This is a genomic window from Stenotrophomonas sp. AB1(2024) (assembly GCF_037482345.1).
In the GTDB taxonomy this organism is placed as follows: Bacteria; Pseudomonadota; Gammaproteobacteria; order Xanthomonadales; family Xanthomonadaceae; genus Stenotrophomonas.
The window spans coordinates 212,856-231,744 of the sequence record NZ_JBBHKO020000002.1; the positions used below are offsets into that span (position 1 = coordinate 212,856).

Sequence of the window (18,889 nt, forward strand, 5' to 3'; positions counted from 1 at the left end):
TGCGATAACCGCGAGCCGGGCAGATGCGCACCCGCCCAACAACGTGCACAATCGGCCCGGGACCGGGCATGACGCCGGGTAAGCTCCGCGCCACGTCCGGGGGGACGGCACGGAGCAGGACAACAGGGGGATTTGCATAATGGATTCGCTCTATCCGGCGGGGCCGTCGGCCGTGCCTGCACAACTGACCGCACCCAGTTCCGCCTATCGACGCCATGCATGGCTTGCGGTGGCGGGCCTGCTCAGCTTCGCCACCGCCTACTTCGCGCTGATGGGCTGGTTCGGCTGGACCGCCTATCGCGTGTTCCGCACGGTGCTGGCCGGCGAGGGCGGCAACACGCTGATCAATATCATCGTCGGCGTGTTCGCCCTGTTCCTGGCCGCCTTCATGGCCAAGGGGCTGGTCTTCCTCAAGCGTGGCCAGACCTCCAAGGACCTGGAACTCAAGCCGGCCGACCAGCCCGAGCTGTTCGCGTTCCTGCACCGCCTGGCCGACGAGGCCGGCGCGCCGCGCCCAACGCGGGTGTACCTGTCGGCGCGGGTCAATGCCGGTGTGTTCTACGACCTGTCGCTGTTCAACCTGCTGTTTCCCTCGCGCAAGAACCTGGACATCGGCCTGGCGCTGGTGAACGCGCTGAACCTGGGCGAGTTCAAGGCGGTGCTGGCCCACGAATTCGGGCACTTCGCGCAGCGTACGATGGCAGTCGGGCGTTGGGTGTACGTGGCCCACCAGATCGCCAGCCAGCTGGTCGCCCGGCGTGATGCGCTCGACGCCCTTCTGGCCACCGTTTCGCGCCTGGACCTGCGCATTGCCTGGGTGGGTTGGGTGCTGTCCCTCATCGTCTGGGCGATCCGCTCGCTGGTGGATACGGCGTTCAGCGTGGTGGCCCTGTCCGAGCGGGCCCTGTCGCGGGAGATGGAATACCAGGCGGACCTGGTCGCCGCCTCGCTCGCCGGCAGCGATGCCCTGGTGCATGCGTTGCACCGCCTGGGCGCGGCCGACGATGCCTGGGGCAGGTCGCTGGCCTTCGCCTCGCGCGAGTTCGAGGCCGGCCATGCCGTGGCCGACCTGTTTGCCGTGCAGACGCGCATGCTTGCCAACCTGCGCCGGGTGTCGCCGGACCCGCTGTATGCCGATCCGCCGCAGCTGCCCGAACGCGAGCGCGAGCAGCATCGCGTGTTCCGCCGCGAGATGGTGCGCGTGCCGCAGATGTGGTCCACGCACCCGGCCAATGCCGACCGCGAGAACAACCTCAAGCGGCGCTATGTGGAAGCGGCGATCGATGAACGCCCGGCCATGCTGCTGTTCCGTGATGCGGACGCACTCCGGCATCAGCTCACCCGCGACATGCTGCGCGAAACCCCGCCGGCGTTCGCCGATGGCGCCGTTTCGCTGAGCCGGCTCGACGCCGAATTCGCCATCCGTGCCCTGCACCAGCGCTACCAGGGCACCTACCTGCGGCGCTCCTTCGTGCGCGGCGTGGCCACCCCAGCCGAGCTGTTCCTGCACACCATTGCCCCGCTGACCGACGCCCAGATCCGCGAGCGCGTCACCGGCCTGTATGCACCCGCCCATGGCAAGGCGCTGCAGCAGCTGCAACTGCTGGAAGATGAGCGTGCCACGCTGGACGCCGCCCGCGCCGGCCACCTGCGCGCCACCGGCAACCGCGTGCATTGGCGTGACCAGGTGCTGGACACCCGACGCCTCGGCCCGGTCATCGCAACGCTGGATGCGGAGATCGCGCCGCTGCGGCAGGCCGTATTCCAGCACGACCAGGAATGCCGCAGCCTGCATCGGCTGGCCGCGCGCCACAGCGGGGCAGGATGGGAGAACCTGCTGGAAGGGCAGGTGACCCTGCTGCACTATTGTGAGCACGTCGAAGCGGACCTGCGTGACGCCTACGGGCTCTTCCTCAACACCCTGCATGTGGTGACCGCCGACAAGCGTGTTTCCGACAAGGAGCTGCGCCGCCTGCTTGGCACCGCCGAAAAGGTGCGGCAGGCCCTGGGCGTCATCTACGACTACGCCCACAACTGCGTGATCGATGAAACCGTCGTCGAACACGGCGGCAAGCCGCTGAAAGAGACACTGGGCGAGTTGGGCCTGCCCACACCGGTGCAGGCGAACATCGACAACTGGATCAAGCATTCCAGCGGCTGGGTCAACCACACCTGCGCCGCGCTGTCGCAGCTGCGCGCGGCGACGCTGGAGGCGCTGCTGGCCAACGAAGATGCCGTGGTAGCGCGCCTGGGATCGGACGAGGTAGCGCCGTCCGCGCCGACGCCGTCGAAGGTACCGACGCCCTATCCGGTGCTGCTGCCCGGCCAGGAGCGCAAGCTGCAGACCAAGCTGGGCTGGTGGGACCGCTTCCAGACCGCCGACGGCTGGGCTGCAAGCACAGCGCGTGCGTCTGCAGCGGCGGCGATCGTTGTTGGCGTACTGGTGTTCGGCATGCACACCGGCGCCGCTACGGTCTCGCTCTACAACGGCCTGGCTACCCCGGTCAGCGTCACCCTCGACGGCCACACCCTCGCGCTGGAGCCGCTGCAGAGTGCCAGCATGGAGGTGGCGCCGGGGGCCGCGCATGAGGTGGTCACCCACAGCGCGGACGGGCAGCTGATCGAGTCCTTCAAGACCGAGCGGATGACCGGCCGCTCGCACTTCGCCTACAACGTTGCGGGCGCGACGCCGATGGTCGAATGGACGGCAGTCTACGGCGGCGAGACGCCCGAACCCGAGCGCAAGCTGGGGGCGGAGCGCTGGGCAGCCACCAGTGCCGATTTCGTGCTCGAGGAACCGCCGAGTTCCATCCAGACGAAGCATGGCAATGGCGGCAAGCGCTCGGTGGTATCGGCAGCGGGCGACCTGGCGCCACAGCGGCAGCTTGGCCTGGTGACCGATGAAGCCCAGCGCCAGGCCATGATCCTCGCACATGCGCGCTGGGATGCACCGGACTCACGCCACCTGACCACCTGGCTCGCGATAGCATCGCAGAACCCGGAATTGCTGCGGGGCCTGGTTTCAGAACGGCTGACGCGCCATCCCGAAGATGTTGCAACCCTGCGCATCGAGCAGCAGCTCAGCGAGGAGCGTGGGGACAATGCCGCGTGCAGACGCCAGCAGCAGATGGCGGCGAGCAAGCCGACCTCCTCGGCGCTGGCCTATCTCGCCGTGCGTTGCATGGCCGACGGCGCGGCGCAGGACGAGGCCTTCCTCGCCGGGCAGCGGCGCTGGCCGGAGCAGCCGTGGTTCGGTCTCGCTGCCGGCTACGTACTTGCCTCGCGCGGTGACTGGGCCGGTGCGAACGAGGTCTGGTCGAATTCTGCGATGGCCCCGCAGACCGCAGAGTCCACGGCGGTGGAACTGGCACGCGTCAAACGCATGCTGGGCGCCAGCGAACAGCAGCTTCAGCCGCTGGCTGCACAGTCCGCCTACCTGGCCAACCTGCTGGCGCTCGACAGCACCGAGGTCATGGGCTCGCCGTACGAGGCCTATATGCGACTCCACCGGGGCGAGTACCACGGCGCAGTGAGCCTGGCGGAGACCGACGCCGAACTGCTGCCACGTGTTGTCCGCCTGGTCGCGGCCTCTGACGGCGCGCCGGACGACCTGGTCAAGAAGGGACTGGATCTGCCGGCAGAGGAGGGGATCGACCCGGATTCGGCGTGGAGCATGTGGGCACTGGCGTTGAGGCAAGGCCGCAACGAAGCGGCTTGGCGCGAGAGGGTGCTGGCCACTGACCCGGACGAAGCGAAGCGCGTGGTGGCATTCGTTGATGCGGTGCGCGCGAATGCCAGCGTGGAGCAGGCAGAGGCCGCACTGGGCAATGTCAGGCCTGGCAATCGCGGCTACGCATACTCCGTTGCGGCCGTGGTGCGCGGGAAGTCGTGCCCGGATGTCTGGCGCGATGGAGCCAAGCGGCTGCTGTTTGGTACCGAGCGGCCGCATTTGCTGTGAAGGGTCGGGCACGGCGGGTGAGGTTCCCGCCGTGCCTGCTGGGCTGAGCGTTCCTCGTCCCGGCGGGCGTAACGCTGAGGGAGGCTCCCGCTTACCCCTTCCACGTCCCGCTTGCCCCACACGCGTGAGCACCAGGGCCGGCTTGGGCTAGACTTTTGCCACATGAGCATGCAGACCGCTCCAGTGCCCGTGATGTCTACGGAGAGCTCCGCAGCGCCCCTGCGCGTGACGACCTTGGCCGCGCTGTGGCTGGCATTCTGGCTGTTGATGATCTGCACCGCGATGCAGGATGCGCTGCGTAACCCGGCGACGGCCTGGTGGGAGCCACTGACGTGGGAGGGTAGTTCTGCGATCGTGGCAACCGGGTGGCTGTGCCTGGCGCTGCGCATGCGGCGAAGCCAGCTTGCCTATCTGGACAGGCCCCTGGTCTGGTGCTGGCGCTACCTGCGCTGGCTGCCCCTGGTCGCGGTTTCATTCATCGTGGCGGTGTATGCGATCCGCAGTGGCGTGTATGCCCTGATGGATCGCAGTTATGACCATCCGGAGTGGCATTTCGTGTTGATCTACGAAACCCTGCGCCTGCTGGTCTTTCTGGGGTTGTGGCTGGGAATCCTGTTCGGACTCGATTCGCACGCGCAATGGCAACTGCAGCGGCACCGTTACGTCCAGGCCCGTAAAGCCTTGGCCGAAGCGCAGCTGGCCCGGCTGCAGGGCCAGCTGCGGCCGCACTTCCTGTTCAATGCGCTCAATACGGTTTCCTCTCTGATGCACAGCGATGTCGCGCGTGCCGACCGACTGGTCGCCGCGCTCGGCGACCTGCTGCGCATCAGCCTGCAGGCGGCAGAGCATGAGATGACCACGCTGGGCGGAGAGCTGCGTGCCCTGCGCCTGTACACCGACATCATGTGCGAGCGGTTCCGCGGACGCGTCACCCTGGCATGGCAGATCGCCCCGTCGCTGGAGGTCACACCGTTCCCCACGCTGCTGCTGCAGCCGCTGTTGGAGAACGCGTTCAAGCATGGCGTGGAGGGCACCGTCGGCCCCGTCAGCATTGGAGTCAGCGCACAACGCAGGGGCGATTGTCTCGACATCGTGGTCCGCAACTCCAACGCCTCGCTGGCGATGGACGCTCGTGACGGCGTGGGGCTGCGCAATTGCCGCGAGCGTTTGGCCCTGCTGTATGGCGATGCCGCCTCACTGCGGATCTGCAGCGACGGCCGGGACGTCGTCGCACGGCTTGTCGTGCCGCTGTCCGGGCCGGCGCGATGATGCGGGTACTGGTGGCGGACGACGAGGCACCGGCGCGCGAGAAAATCGAGCGCTGGCTGGGCGAGCATGCCGATGTCGAGGTCATTGCAAGCGCCGGTGACGGCTTGTCCGCGGCGCAGTGCATCGAGCAGCTGCGGCCGGACGTGGCGTTCCTGGACATCCGCATGCCGATCCTCTCCGGGCTCCAGGTGGCCGCCCAGCTGGAACCTGCACGGGCACCGCTGATCGTCTTCGTCACCGCCTACGACGAGTACGCGCTGAAGGCGTTCGACCTCAGCGCCATCGACTATCTGCTCAAGCCCTACGACCACGAACGGCTGACGCGCACCGTCGAACGTATCCGCCAGCGGCTGCAGGCACGCGAGACCGGTTCGCCAGCCGTGGCGGCAGGGCGCGCCCAGGCGTCCTGCGATCGCCTGCTCGTGCCTGTTGGCGAACGCCTGCAGCTGATCGAGACGGCCTCCATACAATGGCTTGAAGCGGACGACAACTACGTCCACGTGCACACGGCCGCGCGCAGCTACCTGCTGCGACGGACGCTGCAGGACCTGTTGTCGCAGCTGGGTGAGCGGCATTTTGCACGGGTGCACCGGTCAGCCGCGGTCAACCTGGCGGCGATCGAATCGCTCGAATCGCTGTTCAAGGGCGACTACGAAATCCGCCTGCGCAGTGGCCGCGTGCTCCGTCTCAGCCGGCGCTACCGGGAGGCGCTGTTCGCCCGCATGGGCCGCTAGCGCCCCCCTTGCCCCGCCGATGGGGCGGTTCGCCCCACGGCACGTGCGCACCGGCGCGCGCTCGGCGAGCCTATGGCTGACCATCCAGAGGAGATCGACACCGTGACCGCAACGCGCCACGCATCGCATCACTACGAACTGCCGGAGAAAGCGACAAGGCCCGGCGCCGCCGCCGGACGAGCGGCATGGATCCTGGCACTCCTGACCGGCACCGCCGCGGCGGCCGACGGCGATTGGGCGCATTACGCCGGCGCACCGGGTGGCGGCCAGTACTCCCCGCTGGCACAGGTCACGCCCGACAACGTCCATCGCCTCAAGGTGGCCTGGTCGTTCCGCACAGGCGAGCGGGGGCAGGGCCTGCCAGACCCGGACCGCATGCGCTTCGAGGCCAACCCGCTGGTGGTGGACGGGCGCATGTACCTTTCCACCGGCACCAACAGGGTGTTCGCGCTCGATGCCAGCACGGGCGCGCAGCTGTGGACGTTCGATCCCGCGATTGCGCGCGACAAACGCTATGGCGACCCCGCCTCACGCGGGGTGAGCTATTGGCGCGATTCTCACGCCCCAGCCGACGCGGCCTGCGCCACGCGCGTGCTGATCGGTACGCTGGATGCCCGGCTCATCGCGCTGGACGCGCGTAACGGCCAGCCCTGTGCGGGTTTCGGCAAGCAGGGCACAATCGACCTGCGCGAGGACATCTACATCCCGCCGACCGATTCCAACTGGCGCAATTACGCAGTGACCTCGCCGCCGGTGATCGCCGGCGACGTGCTGGTAACCGGCAGTGCCGTGGGCGACAACCGCGCCCACAAGCAGGAGCAGGGCGTGGTGCGCGGCTATGACGTGCGCAGCGGCCATCTGCTATGGCGCTGGGACCCGGTGCCGCGCAGCGCCGGGGACCCGCGCGCAAGCGGGTGGCACCTGGGCCAGGCCGAGACCGTGGGTTCGGCCAATGCGTGGCCGCCATTGTCGGTCGATCCAGTACTGGGCCTGGTCTTCGTACCGACCGGCTCCGCCAGCCCCGACTATTACGGCGGCGAACGGCTGGGCGACAACCGGGATGCCAACTCGCTCGTCGCCCTGGACCTGAAAACCGGGCGCCGGGTCTGGGCGCAGCAGCTGGTCCACCATGACCTGTGGGATTACGACCTTGCATCGCAGCCTGTGCTGGCAACGGTGCAGACCCCGCAGGGTCCGCGTGATGCGGTGCTGCAGGCGACAAAGACCGGCTTCCTGTTCGCGTTCGACCGCCGCAGCGGCGAGCCCGTGTTCCCGATCCGCGAAGTGCCGGTGCCGGCATCGGACGTGCCGGGCGAACGGGCCTCGCCGACCCAGCCCATGCCTGAGCCGTCCCTGCGCCTGGCCCGGCATGCACCCGTCACTACCGCCGATGCGTGGGGCGTTACCCCCGGCGAGCGCAAGGCGTGCGCGGCGCTGATCGCCGGCCTGCGTTCGGAAGGCCCGTTCACCCCGCCCAGCGTGCAGGGCACGCTGGTGTCGCCGGGCTGGGCAGGTGGCGTCAACTGGGGCGGCATCGCGCTGGATCCGCCGCGGCAACTGGCGATCCTGCCCGTGATGGACCTGCCGATGCAGGTGGCGCTGATTCCACGCGACCAGTTCCGGTGGGAGGACCAGGAGAAATTTCCCCACCAGGACTTCAATGACATGCAGGGCACGCCGTATGGCCTGCGTCGCGGCCCGCTGCTGTCGCCGAAGGGAATTCCGTGCATGGCGCCGCCGTGGGGACGGCTGGTAGCGGTAGACCTGCGAACGCAGCAGGTGGCCTGGGAACGGCCGCTGGGCACGATGGAGGACGTGCTGCCCTGGCTGCCACTGGACGTAGGCATGCCATTGCTGGGTGGCGCGGTAAGCACCGCCAGTGGGCTGACCTTCATCGCCGCGGCCGCCGACTCGCGCCTGCGCGCTTTCGAAACCGCCACCGGCAAGGAACTGTGGAGCAGCAAGCTGCCTGCTGGCGGACACGCCACGCCCTCGGTGTATGCGGTGGAAGGAAAGCAGTACGTCGCCATTGCCGCCGGCGGGCGCGAGGGATTCGGCAACGGAAAGCTCGACGACGCCCTGGTCGTTTACACGCTGGATGGTAGCGGGCAAAACCTGGTGTACCAGCACGGGACAGCGTTGCGAATGACCGTGCTTGGGGTCGTTGGGTTGCTGGCGATGGCGGGCGCTGTCGTTCTGTTTGCAGCGTGGAGGCGGCGGCGCGTTGGCCGCTGACTCAACGCGCCTCAGGGGCGCGATCCAGCGCAAAAGCACACGAATCGCATTTGCACGAGTATCAGGTGGATTGATGCTCGTGCAAGTTCGTGGCGACCGCTTCAATGTCCGTATGCGCTGGGCAGAGTGGGGCTCCGCCCGGAGCGTAATCGGGCTCTGCGCAAAGAAACAGCTCGACACCGTCGCGCGAAGAAACGGGCGTCAGGATCCCAAAGTGAAGTTTCTGGTTGCCTGAGCTTTCCCAGTGATCACGGATACCGGCCTGATCGTCCGGGTCACCCATCGCGAACGAGATGGTGGATCCGCCCGCCCCTGAGACCCGGCGATAGTACGGAGCGATGGTCGTTAGAGCCTGGTGGTCAACGACCACACCACCTTCAACGCTGGAACGCAACTCCAGCGCAAGCTCGATCGATACGATCCCGGTAGAGCAGTCCGCTTGCTGAGCATCCCGGCAGCGTCGAATTGGAACCGGCGGAGAAGAGACAAGAACCCTTTGGCCTGAGAGGTGCAAGTTGCCTACCGATCCAGACGTGCTCATCGAGCGGGTTCCAGGACCAGCCGGCGCTTGAAGCACCCGCCAATACTGCGTGATCTGGACCCGGCTATTGGGCGCTGGTCGTGACACGGAGGCACAACCGGTGATCAGCGCAAAGCAGCACAACAGGACAGCAGCTCTCATCTTTCAACCTGCGCAATGTGGATGCACAGACAATATCGGCAGCAGGAGGAGGTTCTTGACGAACATTGCGCTGCCAGTTGGACTCTGCTGCCGACTGCGCAGCACGTGTCAGTAGCGACAGTGCCGCAGGATATTCGACGAAAATAATTCCCTCTCTTCTGTCAGCCGGAAGTGCGACCCAGTACCTTGGCAACTACGCTCTGGCGCCCGATTTTTAGCGATTCGTTCTGCTAGCGACACGTCGTTTCCCGGCCGCGTTGCCGGAGAGAGACACGATCAAGGAAGTCAATTTTCAGTACGCTTGCGTCTGTCGCATGGTGTGTCTTGGGTGTCAGAACCCGATAGCTGATTGCATGTTGGTTGCCTCTTGTCGGGAGGGTGGCGAAATAGAACACCCTCGCGGAAATACGCTGCACCGTATCAGCTATCACGGTTCTGAACCTCCCGACTCCCTCGCCATCTCGGTGAGGGAAAACACAGAGGAGAACCATCATGCACGACGACTGGGCGAACCTGACCCCCGAGCAACGCGCCTTCCGCAAGCGCTTCTGGCGCGCGCCGAAGAGCGTAATGATCAATGCGCTTCATCACGACGGGCTGGAAACCTATCCAGGTTGCCCGGCCGTACCTTGTCTGAAGGCGCGGGGGCTGTGGATGCGTGACCTGGGCATTGAGCCTGGAACGCGGATGTACCTGGGTATCGGGCGCGAGCTGTTTGTCCTGGCGGCAGACCCGTCGGCGGACGCGCTGTCCAGGGCGATGGTGCGGTTTGAGAAGACTGGGGGCAGTTGGAGGCTGGGGCCGGTTGGGTAAGTGTGGCGACAAGCGGGGCGGCGGCAGCGTCGCCCCGGGATGCCGTCATAGAGACCCGGCAGTCGTTGCGAAATAGCGTGATCGCAAGCTAGGCCACCACTTGACATGCAGGTGTTTGACTGCATATTCTATTTCCCTCACATGCGAGGGAGACCGATGCACGCTGACGACGTTTTCAAGGCGCTGGGCGACCCGACCCGCAGGAAGTTGCTCGACCTTCTGTGCGAGAAGAACGGGCAGACCCTCGGCCAGCTCTGCGAGAACCTGGACATGGCCAGGCAATCCGTCACGCAGCATCTTGGGATACTGGAGGCAGCCAATCTGGTGAGCACCGTCAGGCGCGGTCGGGAAAAGCTGCATTTCATCAACCCCGTGCCGCTGCATGAAGTCTATGAGCGATGGGTGCGGAAGTTCGAACGTCGGCGGCTCGGCCTGCTGCACGATCTGAAAAAAGAACTCGAAGGAGAGTAGCGATGACCAGAGAAACGACCAGCTTTGTCTACGTGACCTACATCGCCTCTACGCCGGAGAAGGTGTTCGAGGCCATTACGAGGCCCGATATCGCGCGGCGCTACTGGGGCCATGAGAACGTCTCCGACTGGAAGCCCGGATCGACATGGGCCCATGTTCGCGCCAACGATGAGCGGACCACCGAGCTCGTCGGGAAGGTCGTCGAGATCTCGCCACCGACCCGTCTCGTCATCACCTGGGCCAGCGCTTCGCAGGCCGCCGATCCTGGGGCCTACAGTCGGGTGACGTTCGAGATTGAGGAATACGAGGACATGGTCCGTCTGACCGTCACGCATGACGAGCTTGAAGCAGGCAGCGGAATGGCCAAGGGCATCACCCAGGGCTGGCCAATCGTCCTTTCCAGCCTGAAATCCTTCCTGGAAACCGGCCGCTCTCTTGATGTTTTTGCCAAGCCGATTGGCGCCTGATCGCAAGTTGCATCAATCCGGCGCTATCTCCGAGAAAGGAATGATGATGACCAAGCCCTATACCGGTGGATGTGCGTGTGGCGCGATTCGCTATGAAGTGCATGGCGAACCCATCGCAGAAACCCATTGCCAGTGCCTTGATTGTCAAAAGCGAAGCGGCACCGGGCACGGCTCATACTTGACCTTTGCGAACCGGTCGGCTTGCACCATTACCGGCAAGGCGGCCGACTGGCGCCTTGCCGGTGACAGCGGGAACGAGAAGACTCATAGCTTCTGCCCCATCTGCGGATGCCCGGTTTATCTGACATTCGCGGCCATGCCGGATATTTTCGTGATCCACGCATCGAGCCTCGACGATCCCGCCCGGTTCAGGCCGCAGATGCTGCTCTACAGCAGCCGTGGCCACACTTGGGACGAAATTGATCCTTCGATACGAAGTTTCGAGAGAATGCCGGCTGGCTGAGGCCGTTTGCTCTTGGCTGAGAACGGAAGCTGGGCCTGCTGGGGATTAGGAAGATTTATCGGGGGTAGGGAAGGGGGGCGATTCAGAGTGGTGTTGGCGAAGAAGCAGAAGTGAACTTGACCCCCGAGCAGCGCGCCCTTCCCAGGGGCTTCTGGCGCGCATGAGGCGGGGCGGCTCTCCAAAACCAATCGGGGGGATTGCAATGGATATGCAGGTGCAGGGCGGCGCTGACGAGGGAATACCTGCCCAAACAAGCGAGTTGACGTATTCCTGGCTCTATCAGCAGGTTCAAATGTGGGCCAACCAAAGCATCTACCCGAAGCCCTCCCGGGTTGAGAAGTGGTCGTTCCGTCTAGGCTTGTTGGCCGCCGGTGTCGGGCTGCTGGCTGCCGCAGCGTCTCCATCTGTCCTTCCTCCGATACAGGCCGCCGTAATCACTTCGATATGCCTGCTCATCGAAGTTGGAGGATTTCTCGTCGGCGGACTACTCACTGCCAGGCGTGAGTGGCGGCAGTACGCCAAACCTCGACTGTCTCATGCTGAGGAAATGGACGGCGAGTTCAATCACTGGCGTACCTTGGTCGAGTCGCTCCGGGAGTTCCCCCGCAACCAGCGAGAAGAGCGGCTGCGTCATGACAGCCCTTCGCCAGGGGATGACGGAGCGGTTGGGGCTCATGTACGGGGGCTTGCAGAAGCTAGGGCCATTTCCGGTTCTGATTGCTCTGTACTTTCAGTTCCGCAACTGGGAGTGGCGTGACTGGGCGGGGGCGTTCGATGTGAACCTGGTGGCTGGACTGCTGATCTTTGCGATGGTCTTGATGTATGCGGTTGGCTGGCTGTTGATGGCCGTTCGGACCCGACTGGATACCTACATCAACTTGCTGGAGGCGGCGTTGCGGCCAGAGTGAGTCGAGATCCGGTGATAAGACCAAGTTATCGCGACTAGTGACGCCGTCGTGTGAGAGCGCTGGCCCGGCTCGACTGGATATCGAGTGCGTTTGCGAGCTATTGGCTGTGCACAATAGATGGCCTGGGGGCCCGACGCTAGCGACGGGCCATGACCGAGGCGACATGCAGCTCCTCGGCAAGGCGCTCCAGGGCTGACCGTCCTTGCTCCTGCTTCCGTAGTTCTACTGAGCAAGATTCAGTAGTTCTTCTGTTCTCAGTAGTTCTTCTGTTTCGAATCTCTGCTCGGGCGCCAATCCTGCGATGGTGACAATTCCTGAGCAGGAAGGCTCCCCCATGACCAAGAGTTCCGATGCGCAATCGCACAACTGGCTGGACACTGGCGTCCTCGATACCTCTCTCGGAAAGTTCGAGTTCACCGGCGGCTATCCGAGCGCCTCGGCAAGCCAGCGATTGCACGCCCTGCGTACGTTGAACCGGGCGGTAGAGGTCTACCTGGACCAGATGCCCGTCGTGTCATGGTTCCATGTCTGGAAAGGGGCCGCGGAGTGGGGCGACGCGAAGCCCAACCAGCTGGTGATCTGGCAGGAGCTGATGGATTCGTCCACGCTGCTGCTGACTGGAAATTCGGAAACGGTCTATGCCATCGCCGGCCTCGACCTGAAGCGCGATGGCCCGGTCGTCGTCGAGCTCCCCGGGGGGCTGCTGGGCGGCGTCGCGGACCTGTGGCAGGACGAGGTGGCCGCCATCGGCCCGACCGGAGTGGACAAGGGGCAGGGAGGCAAGCTGCTGATCCTGCCGCCTGGCCATGCGGGCGAGGCGCCGAGCGGCTATCTGCTCACGCGCGCGACCAGCTTTCGCGTGGTGCTTGGCGTTCGGGGTTTCCTGGTGGATGGCAAGCCGGACGACGCTGTGGCGCGCATGCGCCAACTGAAGATCTACCCGCTCGCCGAGGCAGGGTCCCCGCCAACAATGGCTTATGCGGATGTGTCGAATACGGATATCGACACGATCTTTGCCGACGGTTACGCCTTCTTCGAGGACCTCGCCAGCATCGTCAGCTACGAGGCCGACCATCTGTCCTCCGCCCAATGGTTCAACCTGGCTGCCATCGGCATCGAGAAGGGCCAGCCGTTCTCGCCCGACGCCGAGCGTAAAGCGTTGCTGGAGGATGCCGCGAAACTGGGGGCTGCGACCGCGCGCGCGAACACTTATGACTGCACCGACCCCGTGCGGCTGGTCTATCCAGATCGCAGGTGGGAGAGGCTCTTCGTCGGGGGTACCGCCACGTGGGACGAGAAGGGCTTCGTGAACACGGACCACCGTGCGGGCTTTGCCTATGCAGCCATCGGAATGTCTCCTGCAATGGTCAGGAAGATCGTCGGTGGCGGCTCGCAGTATCTGTTCACACCCCGCGACGCGAACGGAGAATTTCTCGACGGTGGTCGTTACTACACGCTGCACTATCCGGCGAACATCCCGGTCAGGGCATTCTGGTCAATCGTCGTATACGACGCGATTAGTCGCTCTATGCTCAAGAACGGCACGAAGTTTCCGACCATCAGCGTCTACACCGCCCCCGAGTTCAATGCGGACGGCTCCATCGACTTTCATTTCGGACCTCGTCCGCCGCAAGGGAAAGAGCGCAATTGGGTCAGGACCGTCGAGGGGCGTGGTTGGTTTCCCCTCCTGCGGTTCTATGGCCCCCTGGACGAGTGGTTCGACCAGGACTGGAAGCCGGGCGACATGGTGCGGGTGGACGGGCCCGCCGGATGAAGCCGGGTGCCCCGAATGTTCGCGCGACTGATTTCGATGTTCACGAGGCAGCCGGAAGATGACCACGACACCCCTTCAAGACGCCGAAGGCGATCCGCATCATTGGTTAGGCACCGAGAGTGTCAACAGCCGCCTAGGCTCGTTCGAGTTCAAGGGGGGATATCCGACACTGGAGGCAGCGCGGGCCCTTGACGAGCTGCTGTTGATGAACCGCGCCATCGAGGTCTACCTGCAGAACGTCTCCGGCGTGTCGATGTTCAAGTTCCGCAAGGGGCTGCGCGATTTTGGCGTGCGTACGTCGCGCCAGGTCGCGATCTGGCCCGGGCTCATGGATGCCCGGACCCTGCTCCTGACGGCAAACTCCGATACTGTCTACAACATCACCTTCCTGGATCTCAAGGCCGACGGCCCCACGGTAGTGGAGCTCCCGCCGCGCATGCTGGGCCTGTTCGACGACATGTGGATGCGGTACATCAGTGATGGCGGATTGGCGGGGCCTGACCGCGGCCAGGGCGGAAAGTACCTCTTGGTGCCGCCCGGTTACGAGGGCGAGATTCCCGCGTCCGGCTATTTCGTCTGCCGTTCGCCCACCTACGGTGTCTGGATGCTGATGCGTGCGGTGGATCCAGACCCGTCCGCGGCGGCCGAAAGATCCAGGCAGATGCGGATCTATCCACTGGGCAATGCCACCGATGCGGAGTCGACGACGTTCCTTGAAGCATCCGGAAAGTACGTCGATACCATCCACGCCGATGACTACACCTTTTTCGATGAACTGGATGCCCTGGTGCAGGAGGAGCCGGCTGATGCCATCGACCCGCTGCGCCGGTTCTACCTGGCCTCGATCGGCATCATCAAGGGGCAGCCGTTCAGCCCGGATGCGGATCGCCGTGCCCTGCTTGCCGAAGCCGCCCGGGTGGCGGCGGCGACCACGCGCATGGTGGCCTTCGCCCGGCCGGATCCGGAAGCGCCCGTGTATCCGGATCGCCGCTGGCAGTGGGCTTTCGTTGGCGGCAGCTATCTTTTCGACAGCCAGGGATACGAGAACATCGATCGTCGCGCTGCGTTCGCCTACTCGGCGACGGGAAACACGCCGGCCATGGCCTCGCAGGCCGTCGGCCTGGGGTCCCAGTACATGTGGACCCCGCGCGACGCCGGGGGCGATTTCCTGCAGGGCGACAGGTGCTACAGGATGCGCATTCCCGCCAATCCACCGGTCAAGGACTTCTGGTCCGTGACGGTGTACGACGCGCTCAGCCGCTCGATGATCCAGACCTCGCAGAAATTCCCGGCGGTCAGCACGTATACCAAGCCGGAAGCCAACGACGACGGCTCGGTTGACATCTACTTCGGCCCGGAGGCGCCGGCAGGCAAACAGGCCAACTGGATCCAGACGCTGCCGGGCCGCGGATGGTTCCCGATCCTGCGCTTCTACGGGCCATTGCAGCCGTTCTTCGACAAGTCGTGGCGGGCGGGCGACATCGAGCTGGAGCCGCGCCACAAGTAACAGATTTACATGGCGCGTGGTAACAGATTGACCTGCTTCGTCACCAGAGGCCCAGCCATTGCCAGCCGGATCCAACGAACTCGGCGACGCGTCGGCGCACAATGATCCAGATACGTCATTTCGCATAATCTATATTATGTAAAGATGCAGTCAGCCTGTTCGGCTACTACGGTCGCCTGTTCAAGCTGGGTCTGTGTCAGCCTTCCTACTGGGTCTGTGTCAGCCTTCCTACTGGGTCTGTGTCAGCCTTCCTAATTGCTGTCAGTTTTACCCTTAACCCTGCCGCCCGGACTCGTTCGGCACTTCCAGCGGACTCTAGCGCGATTGTTTGGCATGACCGCCAATCTTGAGCCGCTTTACGGTGAACACCCCACCTATCATCAGGTCACCATTCTCCATGATGGTGGTGATGCCACCCAAGGCATTCCAGCGACGACTGTCATCAGGGAACGTCCAGCGCGACTTGATCTCGCCCGTCGACCAGTCCAGGCCGACATACTGATAAACGCCCTTTTCCTTGTCTTTGTGCGCTGCGTAAAGCAGCCCCGTGGGGGCCGAGACTACCGGCACCATGATGTCCGTGTTGTCGACCTCATTGTTGATCCAGGCCTTCTCGAACGCGTCCTTGTCCGGGTTCCAGGTAAATTTCTGTATGCCCATCGGCGCCGGCCGGGTGATGCCGCCGGTAAACGCATTGCCTGGGCCGGCCGGAAGCGGCTTTGGATACGTGCTATTGAGGAATGCAACGCCATAGCCCAGCACATTGGGGGACGGTTCGATGGTCATCTGGCTGATGTCGATCCGGATTTGGTCGGCGATGCGGTTGGACTGCGTTCCAGGCTTCTGCTTGAAGCCCGCCGGAATCGCGTCCCGCCAGAACGCCACCGCGTTACTGCCGGTTTCAGCAGCATCGGCAATCACGATGAGTTTGTCCGGGTCGCTGCCGAACCCCATCAACGTCGGGGTGGTTCCGGAACCGCGAGAAATCGCGCCCATCGCCAATGCCTTCTTGCCCGGCATGGAATCGTAGGGAGACGACCATGCCCCGTCCTTCTCATCGGTAGACAGCGTCGTTCCGTTCCAGATCACCTTGTTCATGTGCTTCTCGGTGACCACATAGATGCCGTTGTTCTCATCGATGACGATGCTGTTGTCGACTGCCTCGCCGTTGAACGTCACCGACGCTTTCACATTCAGATCCCGGTCCAGGATGATCAAGGCACCAGGAGCGGCTGCAGCCAGGAAGCCGTCGTAGGTCATGTTCAACCCGATGATGCGGGTAACCGACTTGGCAACGTCTGCGGGCAGGCCCTTGGCGACGTCGGCGGTCTTGACGATCCGCGGCGGGTCACCGACCACGTTGCCATCGGTTGTCTTCAGCACGTGGGTGCCACCGTACACGCAGTAATGATTGCCGTCGCGATCGAACAGGTTGTAGACCCCGTTGATGCCACTTTCCATGTTGAGACCAGCGGCGCCGAGGCCCTTCAGCGCGCCGAGGATCTTCGTCTCGTCCTTGGCGCGGTAAGCAGCGTCGAGCTGCGTCAACGCGGCATCAAGCGCGGCCGGTGTCGCCATCGCGGCGGACTCTTCGAATCCCGGATAAGGAAGCAGCTCTCCCACGGCTTCGAAGGCATCGCCGGTCACCCGAATCTTCTGCACCCCCACCGCACCGCTGGCAAAGGCGATCACCTCCCCGCCCACGCGCTTCATGGTGGGATTGGAGGTTACCAAGGTGGGCACGGTCGCCACATCCACCGCGGTGAGGTTCCGGCTACCCACCGGCCCTGCGATAAGCACAGAATCGGTCGCCGCTGGATTGAAGTGGGAGGTCGGGTACACGCTCTGCGCCAGCCACGGGTTCGACGGCGGCATGTTGGGCGGCGTTGCCACCGGCTGGACGGCTGGGCGGGAGGCCTCGGCCGCCGAGGTGTAGTTCTCGCTCGTGGTTTCCCGGCTGCATGCGGGTAGAACCAGCAGGATGACCACAGCCAGATACACAGTAGAAGCTACGTCCCGAATCCTGATCGCCATCTGCGATTCCTTTACCAGCCTCGGTGGATGCCAGTCTCCACGCGCCTATCCAACCCCACCACCGCAAAGGCACTGTGGACCAGCCGGTACTTCTACTTAGCGAGAGCCTAGCCGGGCTGAGCTGACCGCTTTCGGCCAGAAGCCGACCTCCGCCCTACCCCTGATAACGAGCCCTAATCCCCTGCCCCCCCCGATGTACACTTTCGGCTGGGAAACCGAGACCATCCTATTGAGCTCCACAGGCTCAATCTCCCAGCACGCCGCTCACACCGACATAAGCGCCGGTACCGTCTCCATTTCTGGAGAAGCCGCCCTCCAGGCTCCAGCGCCCACTGTCGACGGTATAGCGCGAGCTGATACCCAGCGCACCCTGCGACTTGTAACTGGCCACACCCACCGAATAAGTGACCTTGCCAGGTACATATGGCGCTTGGCGCGCGGCCAGAGCGGTAGCGATGCCGGACTGCATGCTGCGCTCGACTACGTCGATGCGGTGCGACAGGCTGGCATTGCTGTAGCGGTTGTCCCGGTTTATGGTCCATTCCCACATCTGGCTGCCGTTGATCACATCACGGCTGTCAGCGGTGATACGGCCTTGGGCCACATTGCTCATCGTCACCGGCGCACCATTGGGCTGACCGAGGGTGATGCTGTTGTAGTTGGTGCTGCCGTCTTCGCTCCTATCGTACTGGACGCCCTGTTTCAACTGGGCTACGTTGACCGCATCGGTATCCTCGGTACCTGCGGCGACGTTGGTCACCTGCCGCTCCAAGCCTGCTGCGCCCACCGAGACTGTATTGTCGCGGTCGGCGATGGAGCCATTGCCCAAGGCCACGGAGTTGCCCCCGCCTGCCACGCTGTTGTTCCCAACGGCGGTACTGTTATCGCCGGTGGCCGTGCTGGCATTGCCGGATGCCATTGAGTCCCGGCCCGTAGCCAAGGCGATTTGCCTGGGCCCTTCTACATTGGCGTTAATCAGACCATTGTTGCCAAAGTTGCCGCTGGCAATGGCGTCCTCGACTCCGGTGACTCGGCTGTCGATCACGTTTACCTTGTTATTCAGGCCGGACAGATCATTGCCGATACCGGCTACACCATTCTCCAAGTCAGTAAGGGCCGTGGTGTTCTGCGCAGTCCGGGTGTCCAGATTCGTAATCGCATCGCCAAGGTTGTTCACCGTGACGCCACCCACCGAGTAGCTCGGGGCCGAAAGACTGCCGTCAGGATTGACCGCCGCACCCCCGCCCAGACCCGCAGCGATGGACTGGCTCAGCCCGAACAACTGGCTGCCATTGACCGCCTCCGTGCTGGTCGAGGACACCGCGCCTGCGGACACGCCCATCAACGCACGCGTTCCTGCGGTGCCGGTGAAATCCACCGCCATGCCATCAGTCGCCACACCCACCGTCAGGTTGTTGCCCACCGCCAGTTGCCTGACCATCCCCACGCTGCCACTGTCGATCTGCGTGGTGAGGTAGCTCACGTCTCCTTCGACCGTGGTCACCCGGTTATCCAGATTGGTGATATCGCCCTCCGCCGTGGTGACGCGTTCGTTGGTCGTGAACAACTGGCTG

14 protein-coding genes are annotated in these 18,889 nt (G+C 64.2%); 11 read left to right on the forward strand and 3 right to left on the reverse strand.

Annotation, left to right across the window (positions count from 1 at the left end; all coding sequences use genetic code 11):
- Nucleotides 1-139 precede the first annotated feature (139 nt).
- From WIX41_RS17425 to WIX41_RS17440, 4 genes are all read left to right on the forward strand, one after another.
- Nucleotides 140-3,958 carry a M48 family metallopeptidase gene (locus tag WIX41_RS17425; RefSeq protein WP_339449798.1) on the forward strand — a complete coding sequence of 1,273 codons (3,819 nt, stop codon included), beginning with the start codon at nt 140-142 and terminating at the stop codon, nt 3,956-3,958.
- Between the two features lie 111 nt (nt 3,959-4,069).
- The gene (locus WIX41_RS17430) at nt 4,070-5,227 is read left to right on the forward strand and encodes a sensor histidine kinase (RefSeq protein WP_339449800.1); all 1,158 of its coding nucleotides are present in this window, start codon (nt 4,070-4,072) and stop codon (nt 5,225-5,227) included.
- Nucleotides 5,224-5,961: a LytR/AlgR family response regulator transcription factor gene (locus WIX41_RS17435; protein ID WP_339449802.1), complete on the forward strand. Its 738-nt coding sequence runs from the start codon at nt 5,224-5,226 to the stop codon at nt 5,959-5,961. The genes WIX41_RS17430 and WIX41_RS17435 overlap by 4 nt, the downstream gene beginning before the upstream one ends.
- 72 nt (nt 5,962-6,033) lie before the next feature.
- Nucleotides 6,034-8,196, forward strand: a complete 2,163-nt coding sequence (locus WIX41_RS17440; RefSeq protein ID WP_339449804.1) for a pyrroloquinoline quinone-dependent dehydrogenase — start codon at nt 6,034-6,036, stop codon at nt 8,194-8,196.
- Nucleotides 8,197-8,257: 61 nt separating this feature from the next.
- Here the strand turns inward: WIX41_RS17440 and WIX41_RS17445 are convergent, their stop codons facing one another.
- Nucleotides 8,258-8,737: a hypothetical protein gene (locus tag WIX41_RS17445; RefSeq protein WP_339449806.1), complete on the reverse strand. Its 480-nt coding sequence runs from the start codon at nt 8,735-8,737 to the stop codon at nt 8,258-8,260.
- 633 nt (nt 8,738-9,370) lie between these two features.
- Between WIX41_RS17445 and WIX41_RS17450 the strand changes: the two genes are divergently transcribed.
- The 7 genes from WIX41_RS17450 (at nt 9,371) to WIX41_RS17480 (ending at nt 15,281) form a co-directional block, all read left to right on the forward strand.
- Nucleotides 9,371-9,691 (forward strand): hypothetical protein, encoded by a 321-nt coding sequence (locus WIX41_RS17450; protein ID WP_339449808.1) that lies wholly within the window; start codon nt 9,371-9,373, stop codon nt 9,689-9,691.
- A gap of 156 nt (nt 9,692-9,847) precedes the next feature.
- Nucleotides 9,848-10,162 (forward strand): ArsR/SmtB family transcription factor, encoded by a 315-nt coding sequence (locus WIX41_RS17455; protein WP_339449810.1) that lies wholly within the window; start codon nt 9,848-9,850, stop codon nt 10,160-10,162.
- Nucleotides 10,163-10,164: 2 nt separating this feature from the next.
- Nucleotides 10,165-10,629 (forward strand): SRPBCC family protein, encoded by a 465-nt coding sequence (locus WIX41_RS17460; RefSeq protein WP_339449812.1) that lies wholly within the window; start codon nt 10,165-10,167, stop codon nt 10,627-10,629.
- Between the two features lie 46 nt (nt 10,630-10,675).
- Entirely contained in the window at nt 10,676-11,092 is a 417-nt protein-coding gene (locus WIX41_RS17465; protein ID WP_339449813.1) for a GFA family protein, read from the forward strand.
- A 632-nt stretch (nt 11,093-11,724) separates the two neighbouring features.
- Nucleotides 11,725-12,000 (forward strand): hypothetical protein, encoded by a 276-nt coding sequence (locus tag WIX41_RS17470; protein WP_339449815.1) that lies wholly within the window; start codon nt 11,725-11,727, stop codon nt 11,998-12,000.
- A gap of 334 nt (nt 12,001-12,334) precedes the next feature.
- Nucleotides 12,335-13,774, forward strand: coding sequence for a DUF1254 domain-containing protein (locus WIX41_RS17475; protein ID WP_339449817.1), 1,440 nt, complete (start codon nt 12,335-12,337; stop codon nt 13,772-13,774).
- Between the two features lie 58 nt (nt 13,775-13,832).
- Complete coding sequence (locus WIX41_RS17480; RefSeq protein ID WP_339449819.1) at nt 13,833-15,281, forward strand: DUF1254 domain-containing protein; 1,449 nt, start codon at nt 13,833-13,835, stop codon at nt 15,279-15,281.
- A 315-nt stretch (nt 15,282-15,596) separates the two neighbouring features.
- On the opposite strand, the gene WIX41_RS17485 is transcribed toward WIX41_RS17480, so the two are convergent.
- Together WIX41_RS17485 and WIX41_RS17490 are read right to left on the reverse strand one after the other, a co-directional pair.
- Nucleotides 15,597-17,315: a hypothetical protein gene (locus WIX41_RS17485; protein WP_339449821.1), complete on the reverse strand. Its 1,719-nt coding sequence runs from the start codon at nt 17,313-17,315 to the stop codon at nt 15,597-15,599.
- 244 nt (nt 17,316-17,559) lie between these two features.
- Nucleotides 17,560-18,889, reverse strand: a 1,330-nt coding sequence (locus WIX41_RS17490; protein WP_339449823.1) for a YadA family autotransporter adhesin, incomplete at its 5' end; no start/stop codon positions are given.

What these genes read in the sequence shown, in the direction of transcription:
- WIX41_RS17425 (WP_339449798.1), top strand. Translation starts at nt 140, where the DNA reads ATGGATTCGCTCTATCCGGCGGGGCCGTCGGCCGTGCCTGCACAACTG.
- WIX41_RS17435 (WP_339449802.1), top strand. Translation starts at nt 5,224, where the DNA reads ATGATGCGGGTACTGGTGGCGGACGACGAGGCACCGGCGCGCGAGAAA.
- WIX41_RS17440 (WP_339449804.1), top strand. Translation starts at nt 6,034, where the DNA reads ATGGCTGACCATCCAGAGGAGATCGACACCGTGACCGCAACGCGCCAC.
- WIX41_RS17445 (WP_339449806.1), bottom strand. Translation starts at nt 8,737, where the DNA reads ATGAGCACGTCTGGATCGGTAGGCAACTTGCACCTCTCAGGCCAAAGG.
- WIX41_RS17450 (WP_339449808.1), top strand. Translation starts at nt 9,371, where the DNA reads ATGCACGACGACTGGGCGAACCTGACCCCCGAGCAACGCGCCTTCCGC.
- WIX41_RS17455 (WP_339449810.1), top strand. Translation starts at nt 9,848, where the DNA reads ATGCACGCTGACGACGTTTTCAAGGCGCTGGGCGACCCGACCCGCAGG.
- WIX41_RS17460 (WP_339449812.1), top strand. Translation starts at nt 10,165, where the DNA reads ATGACCAGAGAAACGACCAGCTTTGTCTACGTGACCTACATCGCCTCT.
- WIX41_RS17465 (WP_339449813.1), top strand. Translation starts at nt 10,676, where the DNA reads ATGACCAAGCCCTATACCGGTGGATGTGCGTGTGGCGCGATTCGCTAT.
- WIX41_RS17470 (WP_339449815.1), top strand. Translation starts at nt 11,725, where the DNA reads ATGACAGCCCTTCGCCAGGGGATGACGGAGCGGTTGGGGCTCATGTAC.
- WIX41_RS17475 (WP_339449817.1), top strand. Translation starts at nt 12,335, where the DNA reads ATGACCAAGAGTTCCGATGCGCAATCGCACAACTGGCTGGACACTGGC.
- WIX41_RS17480 (WP_339449819.1), top strand. Translation starts at nt 13,833, where the DNA reads ATGACCACGACACCCCTTCAAGACGCCGAAGGCGATCCGCATCATTGG.
- WIX41_RS17485 (WP_339449821.1), bottom strand. Translation starts at nt 17,315, where the DNA reads ATGGCGATCAGGATTCGGGACGTAGCTTCTACTGTGTATCTGGCTGTG.